Annotated in this window: 14 protein-coding genes and 1 tRNA gene; 2 read left to right on the plus strand and 13 right to left on the minus strand. The window is 63.5% G+C overall.

Annotation, left to right across the window (positions count from 1 at the left end):
- Positions 1-107: 107 nt before the first annotated feature.
- The 12 genes from ACYVD7_RS04885 to ACYVD7_RS04940 all read right to left on the minus strand — a co-directional run bounded on the left by ACYVD7_RS04885 (position 108) and on the right by ACYVD7_RS04940 (position 11373).
- Positions 108-464 (minus strand): zinc ribbon domain-containing protein, encoded by a 357-nt coding sequence (locus ACYVD7_RS04885; RefSeq protein WP_460759831.1) that lies wholly within the window; start codon positions 462-464, stop codon positions 108-110.
- Between the two features lie 56 nt (positions 465-520).
- Entirely contained in the window at positions 521-877 is a 357-nt protein-coding gene (locus tag ACYVD7_RS04890; protein ID WP_460759833.1) for a hypothetical protein, read from the minus strand.
- Between the two features lie 823 nt (positions 878-1700).
- A complete protein-coding gene (locus tag ACYVD7_RS04895; protein ID WP_460736155.1) occupies positions 1701-2057 on the minus strand; it encodes a hypothetical protein in 357 nt (118 codons plus the stop codon).
- 66 nt (positions 2058-2123) lie between these two features.
- Complete coding sequence (locus tag ACYVD7_RS04900) at positions 2124-2441, minus strand: ribonuclease E inhibitor RraB (protein WP_460759835.1); 318 nt, start codon at positions 2439-2441, stop codon at positions 2124-2126.
- Between the two features lie 1369 nt (positions 2442-3810).
- Positions 3811-4449 carry an ankyrin repeat domain-containing protein gene (locus tag ACYVD7_RS04905; RefSeq protein WP_460759838.1) on the minus strand — a complete coding sequence of 213 codons (639 nt, stop codon included), beginning with the start codon at positions 4447-4449 and terminating at the stop codon, positions 3811-3813.
- A gap of 64 nt (positions 4450-4513) precedes the next feature.
- On the minus strand, positions 4514-4903 hold the full coding sequence (locus tag ACYVD7_RS04910) for a hypothetical protein (protein ID WP_460759840.1): 390 nt from the start codon (positions 4901-4903) through the stop codon (positions 4514-4516).
- Positions 4904-5529: 626 nt separating this feature from the next.
- Entirely contained in the window at positions 5530-6657 is a 1128-nt protein-coding gene (gene zapE / locus ACYVD7_RS04915) for a cell division protein ZapE (protein ID WP_460759843.1), read from the minus strand.
- Between the two features lie 198 nt (positions 6658-6855).
- Positions 6856-7539: an alpha/beta hydrolase gene (locus ACYVD7_RS04920; RefSeq protein WP_460759846.1), complete on the minus strand. Its 684-nt coding sequence runs from the start codon at positions 7537-7539 to the stop codon at positions 6856-6858.
- Positions 7540-7708: 169 nt separating this feature from the next.
- Positions 7709-8224, minus strand: a complete 516-nt coding sequence (locus ACYVD7_RS04925) for a c-type cytochrome (protein ID WP_460759848.1) — start codon at positions 8222-8224, stop codon at positions 7709-7711.
- 310 nt (positions 8225-8534) lie between these two features.
- Positions 8535-8611 (minus strand) — tRNA-Arg (locus ACYVD7_RS04930).
- A gap of 208 nt (positions 8612-8819) precedes the next feature.
- On the minus strand, positions 8820-10118 hold the full coding sequence (locus ACYVD7_RS04935; protein ID WP_460759852.1) for a putative bifunctional diguanylate cyclase/phosphodiesterase: 1299 nt from the start codon (positions 10116-10118) through the stop codon (positions 8820-8822).
- Positions 10119-10125: 7 nt separating this feature from the next.
- Complete coding sequence (locus ACYVD7_RS04940) at positions 10126-11373, minus strand: HD-GYP domain-containing protein (RefSeq protein ID WP_460759855.1); 1248 nt, start codon at positions 11371-11373, stop codon at positions 10126-10128.
- A gap of 107 nt (positions 11374-11480) precedes the next feature.
- On the opposite strand from ACYVD7_RS04940, the gene ubiA reads away from it, so the two are divergent.
- Both ubiA and ACYVD7_RS04950 read left to right on the plus strand, forming a co-directional pair.
- Complete coding sequence (gene ubiA / locus ACYVD7_RS04945) at positions 11481-12392, plus strand: 4-hydroxybenzoate octaprenyltransferase (protein ID WP_460759857.1); 912 nt, start codon at positions 11481-11483, stop codon at positions 12390-12392.
- 29 nt (positions 12393-12421) lie between these two features.
- Positions 12422-13846 (plus strand): short-chain fatty acid transporter, encoded by a 1425-nt coding sequence (locus ACYVD7_RS04950; RefSeq protein ID WP_460760207.1) that lies wholly within the window; start codon positions 12422-12424, stop codon positions 13844-13846.
- A 58-nt stretch (positions 13847-13904) separates the two neighbouring features.
- Here ACYVD7_RS04950 and ACYVD7_RS04955 read toward each other — a convergent pair whose 3' ends face one another.
- Complete coding sequence (locus ACYVD7_RS04955) at positions 13905-14684, minus strand: ComF family protein (protein ID WP_460759860.1); 780 nt, start codon at positions 14682-14684, stop codon at positions 13905-13907.
- Positions 14685-14752: the final 68 nt, after the last annotated feature.

The raw sequence follows: 14752 nt of genomic DNA on the forward strand, positions 1-14752 counted from the left end.
GGAACGACAACTGCAGCTACTTGGGTCGCGAAACTAATCGTCATGAGGGCTAACACCTGAATTAAGCCGAGCCGCGAAGCGGCTTCGGCTTGAATGAATTGTTAGACCTATCCGCCGAACCATTCGGCAACTTGTGCGATCCCGCTCATGTCTGCCCGATAAAACTCGGTGTAGCCACACGACGAACAGGTGACGTACTTAAATCTGTTGGTACTGATATCGAATATTGAGGATAGCGCGCCTCCAGAGGCCCGCAACTCTCCGGTCTCTTTTGTGAGTCCACCACACTTGACACATTTGTACGGCTTTGACTTGACGATCTGGCCCACAGAGGCGAGACGCCTTTTGTGGTACTCAACAACAGACTCAGATGCGTCCCTCGGGCAGGCGCAAATAGGGCAGCGCTCCGACGTTAGCGGGCCGGCCGACTCGCAGGCTGGGCACGTCCAGCTCTCTGTTTGCATAGGTCTAACACCTGAATTAAGCCGAGCCGCGAAGCGGCTTCGGCTTGAATGAATTGTTAGCGCTCACTCGGTGCTCCGGCAGCCTTGGACAGTAAGTGGTTGAACAAGAATAACGACAACCCGGCAAGTAAGAAGAACGCACCGCCGATGAGCCAATCTGGAGATGGTCGATCGAACGTTTCGATCGCATCGCCCGTGACAGCAATGCCAAGAATCGCAAGCAAGGTAATGCCAACGGATGCAAGTGCCCGCCTAAACCTGCTTGCGGGCAGAACTATGAATATGGCTAGCATCACGTCGAAAGCCAAGAAGGCCGGGATGCCTATGAGCATGGTTGCAGCACCTGAATAATCAGAGGCGGCGGCAGGAAAGCCGATAGCCATGAGTGCTACAGCGGCGACAATTTTTCGCATGTGAGCGCTAACACCTGAATTAAGCCGAGCCGCGAAGCGGCTTCGGCTTGAATGAATTGTTAGGTGGCGATGCCCCTTGAAGCAAAGCGACACTCCGCCAGCTAACCGCTAGCCGACAATCTACCCGAAGACCGGAAGCGCGAAAACGGCAGCGGCCGCCGAGATGCGGTGGGAAACCTGAGGCGACAAAAGGCTGGGTGCCAGGAAGGACTGGCGCGGCTCCAACTGGAAAACTCGATGTGCGGTTGCGTCGGGTGCCGGCGTCGTTGACGCGCTGTAACTGAACACCCACAAATCTCTCGCAGCGACCGCCTAACACCTGAATTAAGGCGAGCCGCGAAGCGGCTTCGCCTTGGATGAATTGTTAGGTGCCATCCTAATGCAGCGTCAAAATCGGCGAAAGGAACAACCCCACGACTAGTGCCGTTAATCCTAGCGCTAGGAGCGCGATGCCTACTCCCAAGGGCACGCCGAGGGCGACGCAAACCACGTAAGTGAAGTCAACGCCTGCACCCCGATTCCTATATCTGAAGTAGGGAAGAAGTATCCAGTAGGCCGCCGATAGCCAAGTGCCAAAAACCGCCGATAGACTCGCCCAAATAGGTGGAGCGGAAAGCCCGGCAAAGACAATTGCGCCAGCAAGCGCTATGCCAAAACACGTAAGCCAGAATCTCCATCGGAGCGATGGCTGAGTTGAGCTGCCAGCAATACGCGACTTGGGCGGGGCATAGACCTCATCCACCTCTGAAGAACTGGCCATGGCACCTAACGCCTGAATTAAGCCGAGCCGCGAAGCGGCTTCGGCTTGAATGAATTGTTAGGCCTATGCCCGCCAGGTTGCAATTTGGCCGACGACACACGAGCCCCGAAGTAGGATATAGCCGCCGGCGATTGGAGTGCCATCACTCCAGCGAGGTCCATCGAAGGCCTTGAAGACGTCCCCTGGTGTGTACTGGGCTTTTAGACGTTCCCAGTTGCGATTGCCCATGCCAAATGCAACTTGGGGAATCGTGGGGTTGTCAGCGACAAGCTCTAGCCCGATTTTTTCAAGTTGCGCGATAGTCAGCTCGGGACCGTAGATGCGAACCGTTGGGTCAACCGGCTCACATGCATGAGCCGGTTGCGCAGAAGCGAACGAGGAAACAAAGAGTGCTGCTGCAAACGCGACAATGTTTCTCATAGGCCTAACGCCTGAATTAAGCCGAGCCGCGAAGCGGCTTCGGCTTGAATGAATTGTTAGGCCGCACTAGTGCAAGACTCCCCAGGAATCGCAAATGCCGCCATATGGCTGCATTGTCGAACTGGTGCGGCGCTGAACTGAAGTGACTCCCTCATAGGTGACAAGTCCTGTGATTTGGAAGAGAACGTACCCATCTCCGTCCTCGTCTGGCTCGAACACCTCAACGTTGTTGTATTGCGACCGCAGTATCTCAAGTGCCGCTGGAGCCGGAGGCCAAGTCTCAAAGTCGACGTTGTAGTCGATGGCATAGGATTTGGAAAAATCGAAGCCATCCGCCTCAAGACGCCGAAAGACGTCCCCATCTGCATCATCTGGCCAGCTCACTGAACCCTCCATGCGGCCTAACGCCTGAATTAAGCCGAGCCGCGAAGCGGCTTCGGCTTGAATGAATTGTTAGGCGCCACGAGCCGGAAACTCAAAGTGCACCCTGCCAAACCACACATGCAAGAAGCCTGGATCCACGCGGACCGCAAGATCTGCGACTGGCAGCGTATCAATAGTCTCCCAATTTGGGCCTGGCGCGCTAAGAATCTGGATGCGGGAAAGCTCGCGATCCATTGCCCGGAAATGACTGCCTCTATTGCAATAAGGGCAGACGAACCAAAAAGCGCTTAGCGCCGGCCAAGAGAAGGCGCCATGCTGCAGGATTTCCTGCACGGTTAGTTGCCTTTGGCAATGAATGCATTCCATTGAACTCACACGTGGGGCCTAACACCTGAATTAAGCCGCACCGCGAAGCGGTGTCGGCTTGAATGAATTGTTAGGGCGCATCTGCGATGACTCACGGCAGCTCAGCTATGAAACTAAGGCACACCGCGCCCTCTACGCGAAACTCTTGCTGTGCCAGTGGCGATGGCGCAGTGAATGTGAAATCGAATACCCCTGACGGATCTAAGTCAGAGCCGTCTGTGAGCGGTGCTTTTCCGAAGAAATAGTACTCCCCACCGTACAAGTGCTTGCCTGGCTCGGTCTCGTTGTATTCGTACGTCTCGGCAGGTAACGCAGGATCGATTCCCGCGCCTGCGAAGAAGGCAAGTACGTCTTGTGGGAATGGACTAGTGCCGAGTGCTCTGAAGTTGACGCAGTAAGCGCACGAGCACTGATATGGAGAAGCGGCGGCAATCGATTGGTAGGCACTTCGAGTGCGATCCGGGTCTACCACAACACTCAACCCACGAATCTCGATGGTCTCCATATGCGCCCTAACACCTGAGTTAAGCCGAGCCGCAACGCCATGGTTAAGAACCTACGCGCTGTCAGACCGGCAGAGTTTAAGACGAAGCCGCGAAGCGGCTTCGGCTTGAACGAATTGTTAGACCTTGTCCGCGAGAGTTACGCAGACAACGACTAGGAAGTACGCGATGGAAACTATGCGAAAGACTGCGAGGAAGCGAATCTCCCGCCGGAGTCGCTCAGGCAGAGACACCGTGGCCGGCGAGAAGGGCAGCATGTAAGTAGTTCTGAACTGATGGCGGTAGGCTCCATCTGAATCGCTGTACCCAAGTTGCTTCGCTACTCGCGGGTACTCGTCGAACAGGATGCGCTCTACCGCTCTCGTGCGGAAGAACGAGATCACCTCCGCCAGGAAGAAGAGCGGTAGAAGAAGGTAAGCAAAGACTGCGAAATTAGCCGTCACAAGGTCTAACACCTGAATTAAGCCGAGCCGCGAAGCGGCTTCGGCTTGAATGAATTGTTAGCGCCCATCAGCACGAAGCTGTACGCCGAACTTGTTTGCGATGCGGCGTGTATCAGCATCTACTCGAGCGCCATGCTTGACGAGCAGATCAACGATGGATTGATCTCTGCATGTGATGGCGTGCCGAAGTGTTTTGGTGTCAACGCGTGCACCGCGAGCCAATAGCAATCTTGCTACGTCAGGGCCACCCTCGCTAACTGCCACCATCAACGGGGTGCCACCGCCCTTGTTCTGGACATTCGGATCAACGCCGATATCCAGCAGGCGGTTAGCAGAATCAACGGAGTTCCAGAAAGCAGCTGCGTGAAGCAGTGAGCCTTCAGGCACAGTCGTGTCATAACCGAGTGAAAGCAATCTATCCAGTTGCGACGGGTTGTCCGCCATAACAGCGTAGTACGCCGGCGAGTTGCCAAGGGCGTCTTTAGCTCCGGGCTGACTAACGCTAGATACCAATTGCGATATCTCACTTGCCTTGTCTTTGGGCAGTGAAGCGTTGCCGCAAAGACTTGGCTGTTCTAGGCGTCTGCTAGTTAAGTCAGTGCCAATCTCGAACAAGGCTGGCAACTGTGCCTCTTGAGCGACGCAAGACCCGCACAATGCAAGAAGTATAGCTAGGTTGGCCAGGATCTTTGGCATGGGTGCTAACGCCTGAATTAAGCCGAGCCGCGTAGCGGCTTCGGCTTGAATGAATTGTTAGGCCTCAGCGAGTGGCCTTGTGAAAGACTGCCCACCGCTCGACCCGGTTGCCACGCTTGTTCTCTAGCTCCACGAAAGCAGGGCTGCCCTGCCAGAAGAAGACCTCAGAGTCTCCGATCTCGCCAGCGGGTGTGGCGACATGGAGGATGGGTCCGGAGAGCGACCAAGTGCCTGTGAACTCGCGGCCGGGCACGCCGATGTGCTCCGCGCCACAGGCGACGCCGCTTAAGGCCCCGTCGGGGCGGAGCGTGACCTCCATACAGATGCCCAACCCATCGCCCATGTAGTAGGTGCCGACCAGTTCCGAGCCAGAAGGCACCGACTCAGAGCGCATGCTTGCGCAGCCACACAGAAGCGCTGACGCCAACCCTACAGATGCCACAAATGTCTTCATGAGGCCTAACACCTGAATTAAGCCGAGCCGCGAAGCGGCTTCGGCTTGAATGAATTGTTAGGCGGCTGCTCAGTTGTCATAGCCGGTGACATGCGCGTGAACAATGCAATCGCCGCGCGAAACTAAGTAGCCGCTAAACCCCCAGAAGTTGCCCGAGTCTGGGGCCGTGCTGAATTGAAACGAGTGGAGCCTGTCAGTATCCGCTATGCGTGAGCGAATAGCGTCTGGAATGCGCGGCCCAAACTCCGTCAGGGTGTATGGCTCCGAGACGGCCATGCGAGTGCGAAGGCGGGCGAGGGTGCCCCCAGGACAATCATCAGTGGCGGGAGACCGATCGGTGAAATCTCCACCCCATGTGCTCGGAGGCGACAACAATTGGTCGCCACCACACGCGATTGTTGCAAGAGAGCTAAGGGCAATTGCTGCAAGTCGCTTGGACATTGGGTGCCGCCTAACACCTAATAGAAGAAAGAAACCCAAATACAGCGCCTTCATTCATTGCTGCAACCCCGCTCAAACCACCCGCAAAGGCCCGACTACCCCACATCGCCCAATAAACCACAGCACAAAACCGGGCTGCTAACCAATCGCCTGCCCGGGAACGGATGATAAGACCGTATGGTGGATCAGGCTCGGTGTTCGAGGGCGAGGTATTCGGCGGTCTGCATTTCGATCAGGCGCGATGCGGTGCGCTCGAATGCGCCGGTCAGTTTCTCGCCCTGGTAAAGCAATGGCGGTACCTGCGCGGCGGTGCAGATGAGGTTGACGTGGCGGTCGTAGAGTTCGTCGATGAGGTGGACGAAGCGACGCGCGGGGTCGGCCTGGTTGTCGTCGAGCGTGGGGATGCCACCGATGAGCAGGGTGTGGTGTTCGGTGGCGATCTCGATGTAGTCGCCAGCGGCGCGAGGGCCTTCGCACAGGGCGGCGAAGTCGAACCAGGCGTGGCCTTCGGCGGTGGCGCGCACGGGGATGCGGCGGCCGTCGATCTCGATGTGACCCGCGCCGCCCGCACTGTTTGTTGCAACGTTCGCGCAGGGGTCTTCGGGAAGGCCGGCGGTGAGTTCGTGCCAGCGTTGTTGCAGCCATGCGTCGGATCCGGCGTCCAGCGGGGTGCGATAGACGGGGGATCGGGTGAGGGCGCGCAGCCGGTAATCGTGGGGACTGTCGAGCAGGAGTTCGACGGTGTGTTGTTGCAGTAGCGCGATGGCGGGCAGGAAACGCTCGCGTTGCAGGCCGTGCTGGTAGAGGTTGCCGGGGGCGGTGTTGGAACTGGTCACAAGTACGACGCCTTCGGCGAACAGTCGTTCGAGCAGGCGACCCAGGAGCATGGCGTCGCCGATGTCGTTGACGAAGAATTCGTCGAGCACCAGCACGCGCAGGGTGTCCTTCCATTCGCGGGCGATGGCGGCAAGCGGGTCGCGCTCGCCGGCGTGGGCGCGCAGTTGCGCGTGCACTTCGCGCATGAAGCGGTGGAAGTGGGTGCGACGTTTTTCCGTGATGGGCAGGCCGTCGAAGAAGAGGTCGATCAGGAAGGTCTTGCCGCGGCCGACGCCGCCCCACAGGTACAGGCCGCGTGGGGCTGGCTTGCTCTCTCCGAACAGGGAGCCGAGCCAGCCGCGTCGTACGGGTTGTAGCAACGACGCGTGCAGGCGATCGAGTTCGCGCAGGGCGGAATGTTGGGCGGGGTCGTCCTGCCAGTCGCCGCGGGCGATGCCTTGCGCGTAGCGCTGGGAGGGAAGTGCGGCGTCGGTCATCCGACGGTGAGTCCTGCGAGTCGGCTTCCGGACGAGGCGGTGCCTGCGGCCGGATAGGCGCGTATGGAATTCATGTCGAAGCCGGTGCCTGCGCCGTGCTGCCTGGCGTTGGCAATGCGCGCGCGGACGCCCGCGAGGTCGCGGCGGAACGGGGAAATGTGATCGGTTGGCGCGGAGATCCGGGCAAGCGGCATCGGTTCAGTCCGCGACGGTCAGGTGCGGCAGATAGGGCCGCACGCCGGCCTTGATCGCGCCGCGCAGGTCCATCAGGCGATGGTGGAAGAAGTGGCTGGTGCCGGGCATGCGTACCAGTTCCGGCGGCTGCGGCAGGTGGCGCAGGGAATCGACCCAGTCGAAGACGGCCTGCGGGTCGACGATCTCGTCGGCTTCGCCCTGGATCACCAACCAGGGGCAATCGGGTGGCGTGATCGCGCTGAAGTCCCAGCTGCGGCCGGCAGCCGGCGGGGCGATGGAGACGAGCACCCCCGGCTGCAGTTCGGCGGCGCACTTGATGGTGACGTAGGAGCCGAAACTGAAGCCGGCCAGCCACAGGCCGCTGCCGGGACGCTGTTCGCGCACCCAGGCGGCCACGGTGCGCAGGTCATCGGACTCGCCGCGGCCTTCGTCGAAATGGCCGGTTGAGGCGCCGGCGCCGCGGAAGTTGAAGCGCACCGTGGTCAGGCCCAGTTCGCGCAGCGCGCGCGCGGCCATGGTCACGACCTTGTTGTGCATGGTCCCGCCCTCGGTGGGCAGCGGGTGGCAGACGATGGCGACCAGGGGCAGGGCGTCGGCGTCGGGCGGGTCGACCGCGACTTCGAGCAGGCCGGCGGGGCCGGGCAGATGCACGGTGGCCGAAGCGGTGGGGAACGGGATGTCGCTCATGCCCGCATTTTAGGGGCGATGGCGGGTTGGCGCCGGGATTTGCCGGTCACGGGCTGGCTTGGCCGACAGCTTGAGTGGTCGCGCGTGCGGGTGACGGCAGACGTCCCGGCCCCAAAACGACAACGCCGCCCGGAGGCGGCGTCGTTGCGGCGGGTGGTGCAAGGTCCGCTTACTTGATGTTGGCCATCATCCAGTCGACGGTGGCCTTGACCTGGGCTTCGCTCAGGCCGGGGTTGCCGCCCTTGGCAGGCATCACGCCGGCGGTGCCGGTGAAGCCTTCCATCGCGTGCTTGTACAGCGTGTCCTTGCCCTTGCCGACGCGGGCGCCGAAACCGGCGGCGGTCAGGGTCGGGGCACCGCCGGCGCCGGAGGTGTGGCAGCCGGTGCACAGGTTGCCGAAGATCACCGAGCCATCCAGCGTGCCGCCATAGGCGACCTGCGAAGCGGCCTTGTCCGCCGCCGCCTTGATCGCGGCGGTCTGGGCCGCGGCACCGGTGGTGCCGGCGTAGACCGCGCCGGCCGGGGCGATGCGTTCGTGGGTCAGGCGCGCGGCGTCCGGGTGGACTTCCGCCGGCAGCTGCAGGTGCACGAAGTAGGCACCGCAGATCAAACCAACGGTCACCAGCATCAGGAAGCCGATCACCAGGGAGAATTTCTTGAGGAATTCGAGGTCGTAATTGCGCACGAGGACTGTTCCTGAGGACTGGCCCGGACCTTGTGGTCTGGCCAGACGGCCGGGTCAAAGAGCGGGAATTATTCCAGATGCGCCGGATCGGCGCGAGTTCCGCGTGTCGGCGAGGGGCTTTTGGGGGTGAACGGGCGGCTGCGGGACTGCTGCCCGGGTCTTGCCGGGTGGGATTCGCGCCAGCTGCGGAGCTGGAGGGGCGGCTGACGCTTTCAGGTGCCGGGGGCGAATGGCAGCTCGGCCACGGCTCGAGCTGGCCGGGAGACAGCAAGGCATGTGCCGCTCTGATGATGCGGACCTGCCGCGAAACTGGCGCGCCTGGAGGGATTCGAACCCCCGACCAATGGCTTCGGAAGCCACTACTCTATCCGGCTGAGCTACAGGCGCGTTTTAGGGCGCGCATCATCGCACGTTGCCTGAAGGGGTGCGAGCAACGCAGCGGGTGCGATTGGCGACGGGATCCTCCGGTGAGTGCATGCCCCCGGCGTTGCGGCATCGGATCAGGTTCGTGAGTTCAGGGTCGCGCCTTCGGAGCCGCGCCTTCAAAACCGCCAGGGCCACCTTTCAGCCACGCATCCAGGATGCGCATCCACGATCACGCCACGTTGCGCGAATGCCGCTGCAACCAGCCGCTGAACTCGGCCAACGGCATCGCCTTGGCGAACAGGTGGCCTTGCACGACGTCGCAGTTGCGCTGCCGCAATGCGTCGAAGGTGTCCTGGTCTTCCACGCCCTCGGCCACGACCGACAGGTCGAAGCGGTGGGCGAGGTCGATGATCAGCGAGGCGATGTCGGCGCTGGCTTCGTCGGTGAGCAGGCCGTGGACGAAGGACTTGTCGATCTTCAGTTCGTCGGCCGGGATGTCCTTGAAGTAGGCCAGGCAGGAATAGCCGGTGCCGAAATCGTCGATCGAGATCTTCACGCCCATGTCGCGGATGCGCGAGAGCACGCCGAAGCTGTGGCGCGGATCGGCGACCAGCGAGCGTTCGGTGATCTCCAGCACCAGTTGCACGTCGGGCTTGGCCCACAGGTGCAGGGCGTTCTCGACCAGGTCGGGCAGGTCGTCCTGGCCGACCAGTTCGGCCGGCACGTTCACCGCCACCGACATCGGGCCGTGCGGCTTGTCCCACTCGCTGGCGTGGCGCAGCGCGGTGTTCAGCGCCCACGCGGTCATGGTCTTGATCTGCCCGGTCTGTTCGGCGATCGGGATGAACTGCTCGGGCGACACCAGGCCGCGCGCGCGGTGCTGCCAGCGCATGAGTGCTTCGGCGCCGATCGGCCGCAGGTCGCTCATGCGCAGCTTGGGCTGGTAGGTGAGGTACAGCTCGCCGCGTTGCAGGGCGTCGCCCAGCTCGATCTCGAGGTCCCAGAATTCGGAGAAGCCGCGATCTTCGTCGTTGTCGGGGGCGAAGAGGAAATGCTGGCCGGTCGCGCGCGCCATCTCCAGGCTCTTCTCCGCCTGGCGCAGCAGGAACTCACCCTGGCTGGCATGCATCGGGCACAACGCGGCGCCGATCGTGGCGGTCATGCGCAGCTTGCCTTGCGGCGCCTCGAACGGGACCTCGAGCAGGCGGAACAGTTTCTGCACCGCCAGTTCGGCGTGGCCCTTGTTGAGGATGCGCGGCAGGATCAGGGCGAAGCGGTTGTCGCCGATGCGCGCGGCATGGTCCTGCATGCGGGTGACGTCGCGCAGTTGCGCCGCCAGGTGCTGCAGCGCGCGGTCGCCGAACTCGTAGCCGTGCGCGGCGTTGAGGCGGGCGAAGCCGTCGATGTCGATGACGATCAGCGCGAGCGAGCTCTGCTGCTCGTTGCACAGCGCCACGTGCCGGCGCAGCAACGAGAGGAAGCTGCGACGGTTGTGCAGGCCGGTGAGATCGTCCTCGATGCCGGCCATGCGCGGGTCAGGCGAGGAACAGTTCGACCGGATCGATGCCGTAGGCGCCGCTGGGCAGACCGCCCTTGACGCTCAGCGGCTGTCCGCGTTCGTCGTGTTCCACCTCGCCCAGGTCGAGCACGCGGAACTGCTGCAACGGCAGCTTGTCGGCATCCAGCAGCAACATCACCCGCGGGCGCAGGCGCTTGAGGCTGTGCACGTCGGTGACCACGGCGACCTGGCCGTTGGAGAGTTCCACCAGCGAGCCGGTGGGATAGATGCCGCAGTTCTGGATGAACTGTTCGACCAGCTCAGCCTGGAACTGCTTGCCGCGTTGTTCGTACAGCTCGTTGACGGCCTGGTGCGGTGAGCGGCTCTTCGCGTACGGCCGCTGGCAGGTCATCGCGTCGTAGCTGTCGACCAGGCCCATGATGCGGCCGAAGATCGGGATCTCGCTGCCGCTCAGGCGCCAGGGATAGCCGCTGCCGTCGTGGCGCTCGTGGTGGGTGGCGACGATCTCGCGGATCTTCGGTGAGAGGCCGGGCGTGTCGTCGACGATCTCCAGGCCGTGCTGCACGTGCTGATGCACGAGTTCGATGTCCTCCGGCGTCAGCGGCGTGGTCTTCGTCAGCAGTTCCATCGGCAGGCGCGTCTTGCCGACGTCGGCCAGCAGCCCGCCCAGCGAGAGGATCTGCAGTTCGGCGCGATCCAGCCCGAGGTGGCGACCGAAGCTCGCCGACCAGATCGCGCAGCCCATCGCGTGCTGGTAGCCGTAACTGTCGCGGCGCTTCATCTCCTTGAGCCACACGAACGCGGTGGGATTGCGCAGGATCGAGTCGATCATCGCGCTGACGCCGTCCTTGAGCTTCTCGAGGTCCAGGCGCTTGCCGGTCTGCAGATCGGTCATGACCTCGTCGATCGCCGCTTCCAGCGTGGCGTGGACCTGTTCGGCCTGCGCCAGTTCGGTCTGCACGTCGTGCTCGGCTTGCCAGTCCTGCTTGCGCAGGCGCTGCACTTCTTCGGCCGCGCGCTGCTGGCGGACCTTGTCGGGTTCGTCGAAGGCGAGGAAGCGTGGGTCGGGCGAGCGCCCCAGGCTCACGTCCACCCAGACGTGATTGCAGATGCGCTGGAGCATCGCGATCTCGTCGTCGGTGGTGATCTTCAGGCCCTGCAACAGGAAGGCCGTTTCCAGCCATGGTCGATCGAGCCGGCTGACATACATGCCATGGGCGAGGCCCTTGGCGCTGATCCTGACTTCCCTGCTATTGATGTCCATACCCAGGCATCCCCTCGGGCCAGGCGCTGGCGCTAGCCTAATATGACCCAATGCCGGCGGCAAAACACGCCACCGATACGCGAAAAAGCCCCATCTGACGGCCACGCATGACCTACGAACGCGACTACGACCCCATCCCGGTACCCGTGCCACGTTGGCGTGAACGACTGGGCCAGTACTGGCGACTGGTGCGCGGCGATCGTCCGATCGGCTGGCTGCTGTTGTTGTGGCCGACGTGGTGGGGCTTGTGGCTGGCGGCGAAGGGCATGCCGCGGTTGTGGCCGCTGGTGGTGTTCAGCCTGGGCGTGTGGCTCACGCGCTCGGCCGGCTGCGTGATCAACGACTACGCCGACCGCTGGCTCGATCCGCACGTGGAACGCACCCGGCAGCGTCCGTTGGCGACCGGCGCGGTATCGGGACGCGAGGCGCTGGCGGTATTCGCGGTGCTGATGCTGGTGGCGTTCGCGCTGGTGCTGACGCTGAACAGGTTGACCGTCTACATGAGCTTCGTCGGCGTGCTGCTGGCGGCGAGCTATCCCTACCTCAAGCGCTACACCTACCTGCCGCAGGTCTATCTGGGGCTGGCGTTCGGCTGGGGTATCCCGATGGCGTTCGCGGCGATCCAGGGCACGGTGCCACCGGTCGCATGGCTGCTGTACGTCGCCAACATCCTCTGGGCGACCGGGTACGACACCTGGTACGCGATGGTCGATCGCGACGACGACCTGCGCATGGGCAGCAAGTCGACCGCGATCCTGTTCGGCGAGATGGACCTGGTCGCGCAGGGCCTGCTGTATGGGCTGTTCTTCTATGCGCTGTTCCTGGTGGGCAGGCGCGCTGAGCTGGGCACCTACTACTGGTATGGATTGGGCGTCGCGGCGGTGCTGGTGGCCTACCAGTTCGTCATCGCGCGCAATCGCGAACGTGAGACGTGTTTCAGGGCCTTCCTGCACAACCATTGGGTAGGGGCGGTGGTGTTCGCCGGCTTTGCGGCGGCGTTGTGGCAGAAAGGCGCATGACGGCGGCGTCGGTGTCGCGCGACAGCCGCATGGTGCGCGCGGCGTTGCGCAGCGCCGCCTTCGCCGAGCGCTGGTTCCCCGATGCCTATGTGTTCGCGGTGCTTGGCGTTGTGATCGTTGCTATCGCCGCGATGGCAATGGGCGCCACGCCACAGGCGACGGCGCAGGGCTTCGGCAAGGGTTTCTGGAGCCTGATTCCCTTCACCATGCAGATGGTGTTCGTGGTGATCGGTGGCTATGTCGTGGCCACGGCGCCGGTGGTGGCGCGGCTGATCGAACGGCTGGCGCGCGTGCCGACGACGGGGCGCGGCGCCATCGCGTTCGTCGCCGTCGTCAGCATGTCGACCTCGCTGCTGAGCTGGGGTTTCTCGCTGGTGTTCGCGGGCCTGCTGGCGCGCGCGTTGGCCCGGCGCGAATCGTTGCGCATGGACTATCGCGCTGCTGGCGCTGCGGCCTACCTCGGGCTGGGTGCGGTGTGGGCGATGGGGTTGAGTTCGTCGGCGGCGCAGTTGCAGGCCAACCCGGCGAGCATGCCGCCCGGCCTGCTGGAGATCACCGGCGTGTTGCCGTTCACCCAGACGATCGCGCTGTGGCAGTCGATGGCGCTGACGGCGGTGCTGATCGCGGTGTCGGTGCTGGTGGCATGGCTCACGGCGCCGACGGGTGATTCGGCGCGCACGGCACGGGAGTGCGGTGTGGGTGTCGAAGTCGTTGATGCCGACACTGCTGGCGCTGTCGACGCCGGCGCCGTCGACGCCAAGGCCACCGCGCGTCCCGCCGAATGGCTGGAACGCAGCCCGTTGCTGACGATCGCGCTGTCGTTGCTGGCGCTGGGCTGGTTGTGGAGCGAGTTCGCGACCCGGCCGCCCGTCAGCGCGATTGCGGATCTCAACACCTACAACCTGCTGTTCCTGTCGCTGGGCCTGCTGCTGCACTGGCGGCCGCGCAGCTTCCTCGATGCGGTGGCGAAGGCGGTGCCGTCCACCACCGGCGTGCTGGTGCAGTTCCCGCTGTACGGCGGCATCGCGATGATCCTTACCGGCGTGGCCGGCGACGGCGGGCAGACGCTGGCGCACCGGCTCGCGGGCGTGTTCGTGCAGGTCGCATCGCAGGACAGCTTCGCGGTGGTGATGGGCGTGTATTCGGCGGTGCTGGGCTTCTTCGTGCCATCGGGTGGCGGCAAGTGGATCATCGAGGCGCCGTACGTGATGCAGGCCGCCAACGAGCTGCGCGTGCACCTCGGCTGGGCAGTGCAGGTCTACAACGCCGCCGAGGCCCTGCCGAACCTGGTCAATCCGTTCTGGATGCTGCCGTTGCTGGGCGTGCTGGGGTTGAAGGCGCGCGACATTGTCGGCTTCACCTTCCTGCAGCTGCTGGCGCACGTCCCGCTGGTGCTGGGCCTGTTGTGGCTGCTGGGTCGGACGCTGGACTATGTGCCGCCGGTGATGCCGTAGGCGCGGGCGACGCGCACATCGCTGTCGCGCGAGTGATCGTTGTCGCGTCGGATTCCCGCTACGGCACACGCGCGCATACCCAGGCATCCACGCGCGCCACGCCGGCGCGTCGCAACGCCCCTGCCGCGGCGTGCAGCGTCGCGCCAGTGGTCATCACATCGTCGACCAGTGCGATGTGCGCCGGTAACGGCGCGCGCGCGTCCACGGCGAACGCGTCCTTGAGATTGCGCCGTCGCGCCGCCGCGCTCAGTTCCGATTGCGGCGATGTCGCGCGGATGCGCTGCAACAGGTTCGCGTGCAATGGAATATCGAGTGCCGCCGCCAACGGCCTGGCCAGCTCCAGCGCCTGGTCGTAGCCACGCCGCCGCAGCCGCGCGCGGTGCAGCGGCACGGCGACGATGGCTTCCGGGCGCGGCAGGCCCGCAAATGCCTGTGCCATCAACTGCGACAACAGGGCGCCGGCGGCCAGGTCGCCATGGAACTTGAAGCGCGGCAGCAGGCGGTCCAACGGCGCGGCGTAGACGCAGGCGGCATGGACCTCCGCCAGCGCCGAGCGGCGCCGACGGCGGGCGAGCAATGCTTCGCGACGCAGACAGGCACCGCAGACCGCGGGTGCCGGCAACGGATTCGGGATGGGGATCGCGCAGGACAGGCAGGCGCTGCGGTTCCAGGGCAGGGCATCGAAACAGGCGTCGCACAGGTCCAGTCCGTCCAGACCCGGGGCTTCGCAGGCCAGGCAGCGGCTGGGCCACAGCAGGTGCGCCGGGTCCAGCCGCAGCCAGTGGAGCAGGTGGCGGCGCGGTCCTTCGATGACGAGGGTCGGTGCGGATGCGGGCATGGTCATGGAATCCAGACTGGGCGGGACCGCCCCGCGGTGTCTGTCGGAAAACGCCGCGTCGCGGCGTC

Source organism: Lysobacter fragariae (assembly GCF_054779775.1).

Coding starts and splice junctions, on each gene's coding strand:
- ACYVD7_RS04885 (WP_460759831.1), bottom strand. CDS start 464: ATGCAAACAGAGAGCTGGACGTGCCCAGCCTGCGAGTCGGCCGGCCCG.
- ACYVD7_RS04890 (WP_460759833.1), bottom strand. CDS start 877: ATGCGAAAAATTGTCGCCGCTGTAGCACTCATGGCTATCGGCTTTCCT.
- ACYVD7_RS04895 (WP_460736155.1), bottom strand. CDS start 2,057: ATGAGAAACATTGTCGCGTTTGCAGCAGCACTCTTTGTTTCCTCGTTC.
- ACYVD7_RS04905 (WP_460759838.1), bottom strand. CDS start 4,449: ATGCCAAAGATCCTGGCCAACCTAGCTATACTTCTTGCATTGTGCGGG.
- ACYVD7_RS04910 (WP_460759840.1), bottom strand. CDS start 4,903: ATGAAGACATTTGTGGCATCTGTAGGGTTGGCGTCAGCGCTTCTGTGT.
- zapE (WP_460759843.1), bottom strand. CDS start 6,657: ATGACCGACGCCGCACTTCCCTCCCAGCGCTACGCGCAAGGCATCGCC.
- ACYVD7_RS04920 (WP_460759846.1), bottom strand. CDS start 7,539: ATGAGCGACATCCCGTTCCCCACCGCTTCGGCCACCGTGCATCTGCCC.
- ACYVD7_RS04935 (WP_460759852.1), bottom strand. CDS start 10,118: ATGGCCGGCATCGAGGACGATCTCACCGGCCTGCACAACCGTCGCAGC.
- ACYVD7_RS04940 (WP_460759855.1), bottom strand. CDS start 11,373: ATGGACATCAATAGCAGGGAAGTCAGGATCAGCGCCAAGGGCCTCGCC.
- ubiA (WP_460759857.1), top strand. CDS start 11,481: ATGACCTACGAACGCGACTACGACCCCATCCCGGTACCCGTGCCACGT.
- ACYVD7_RS04950 (WP_460760207.1), top strand. CDS start 12,422: ATGGTGCGCGCGGCGTTGCGCAGCGCCGCCTTCGCCGAGCGCTGGTTC.
- ACYVD7_RS04955 (WP_460759860.1), bottom strand. CDS start 14,684: ATGCCCGCATCCGCACCGACCCTCGTCATCGAAGGACCGCGCCGCCAC.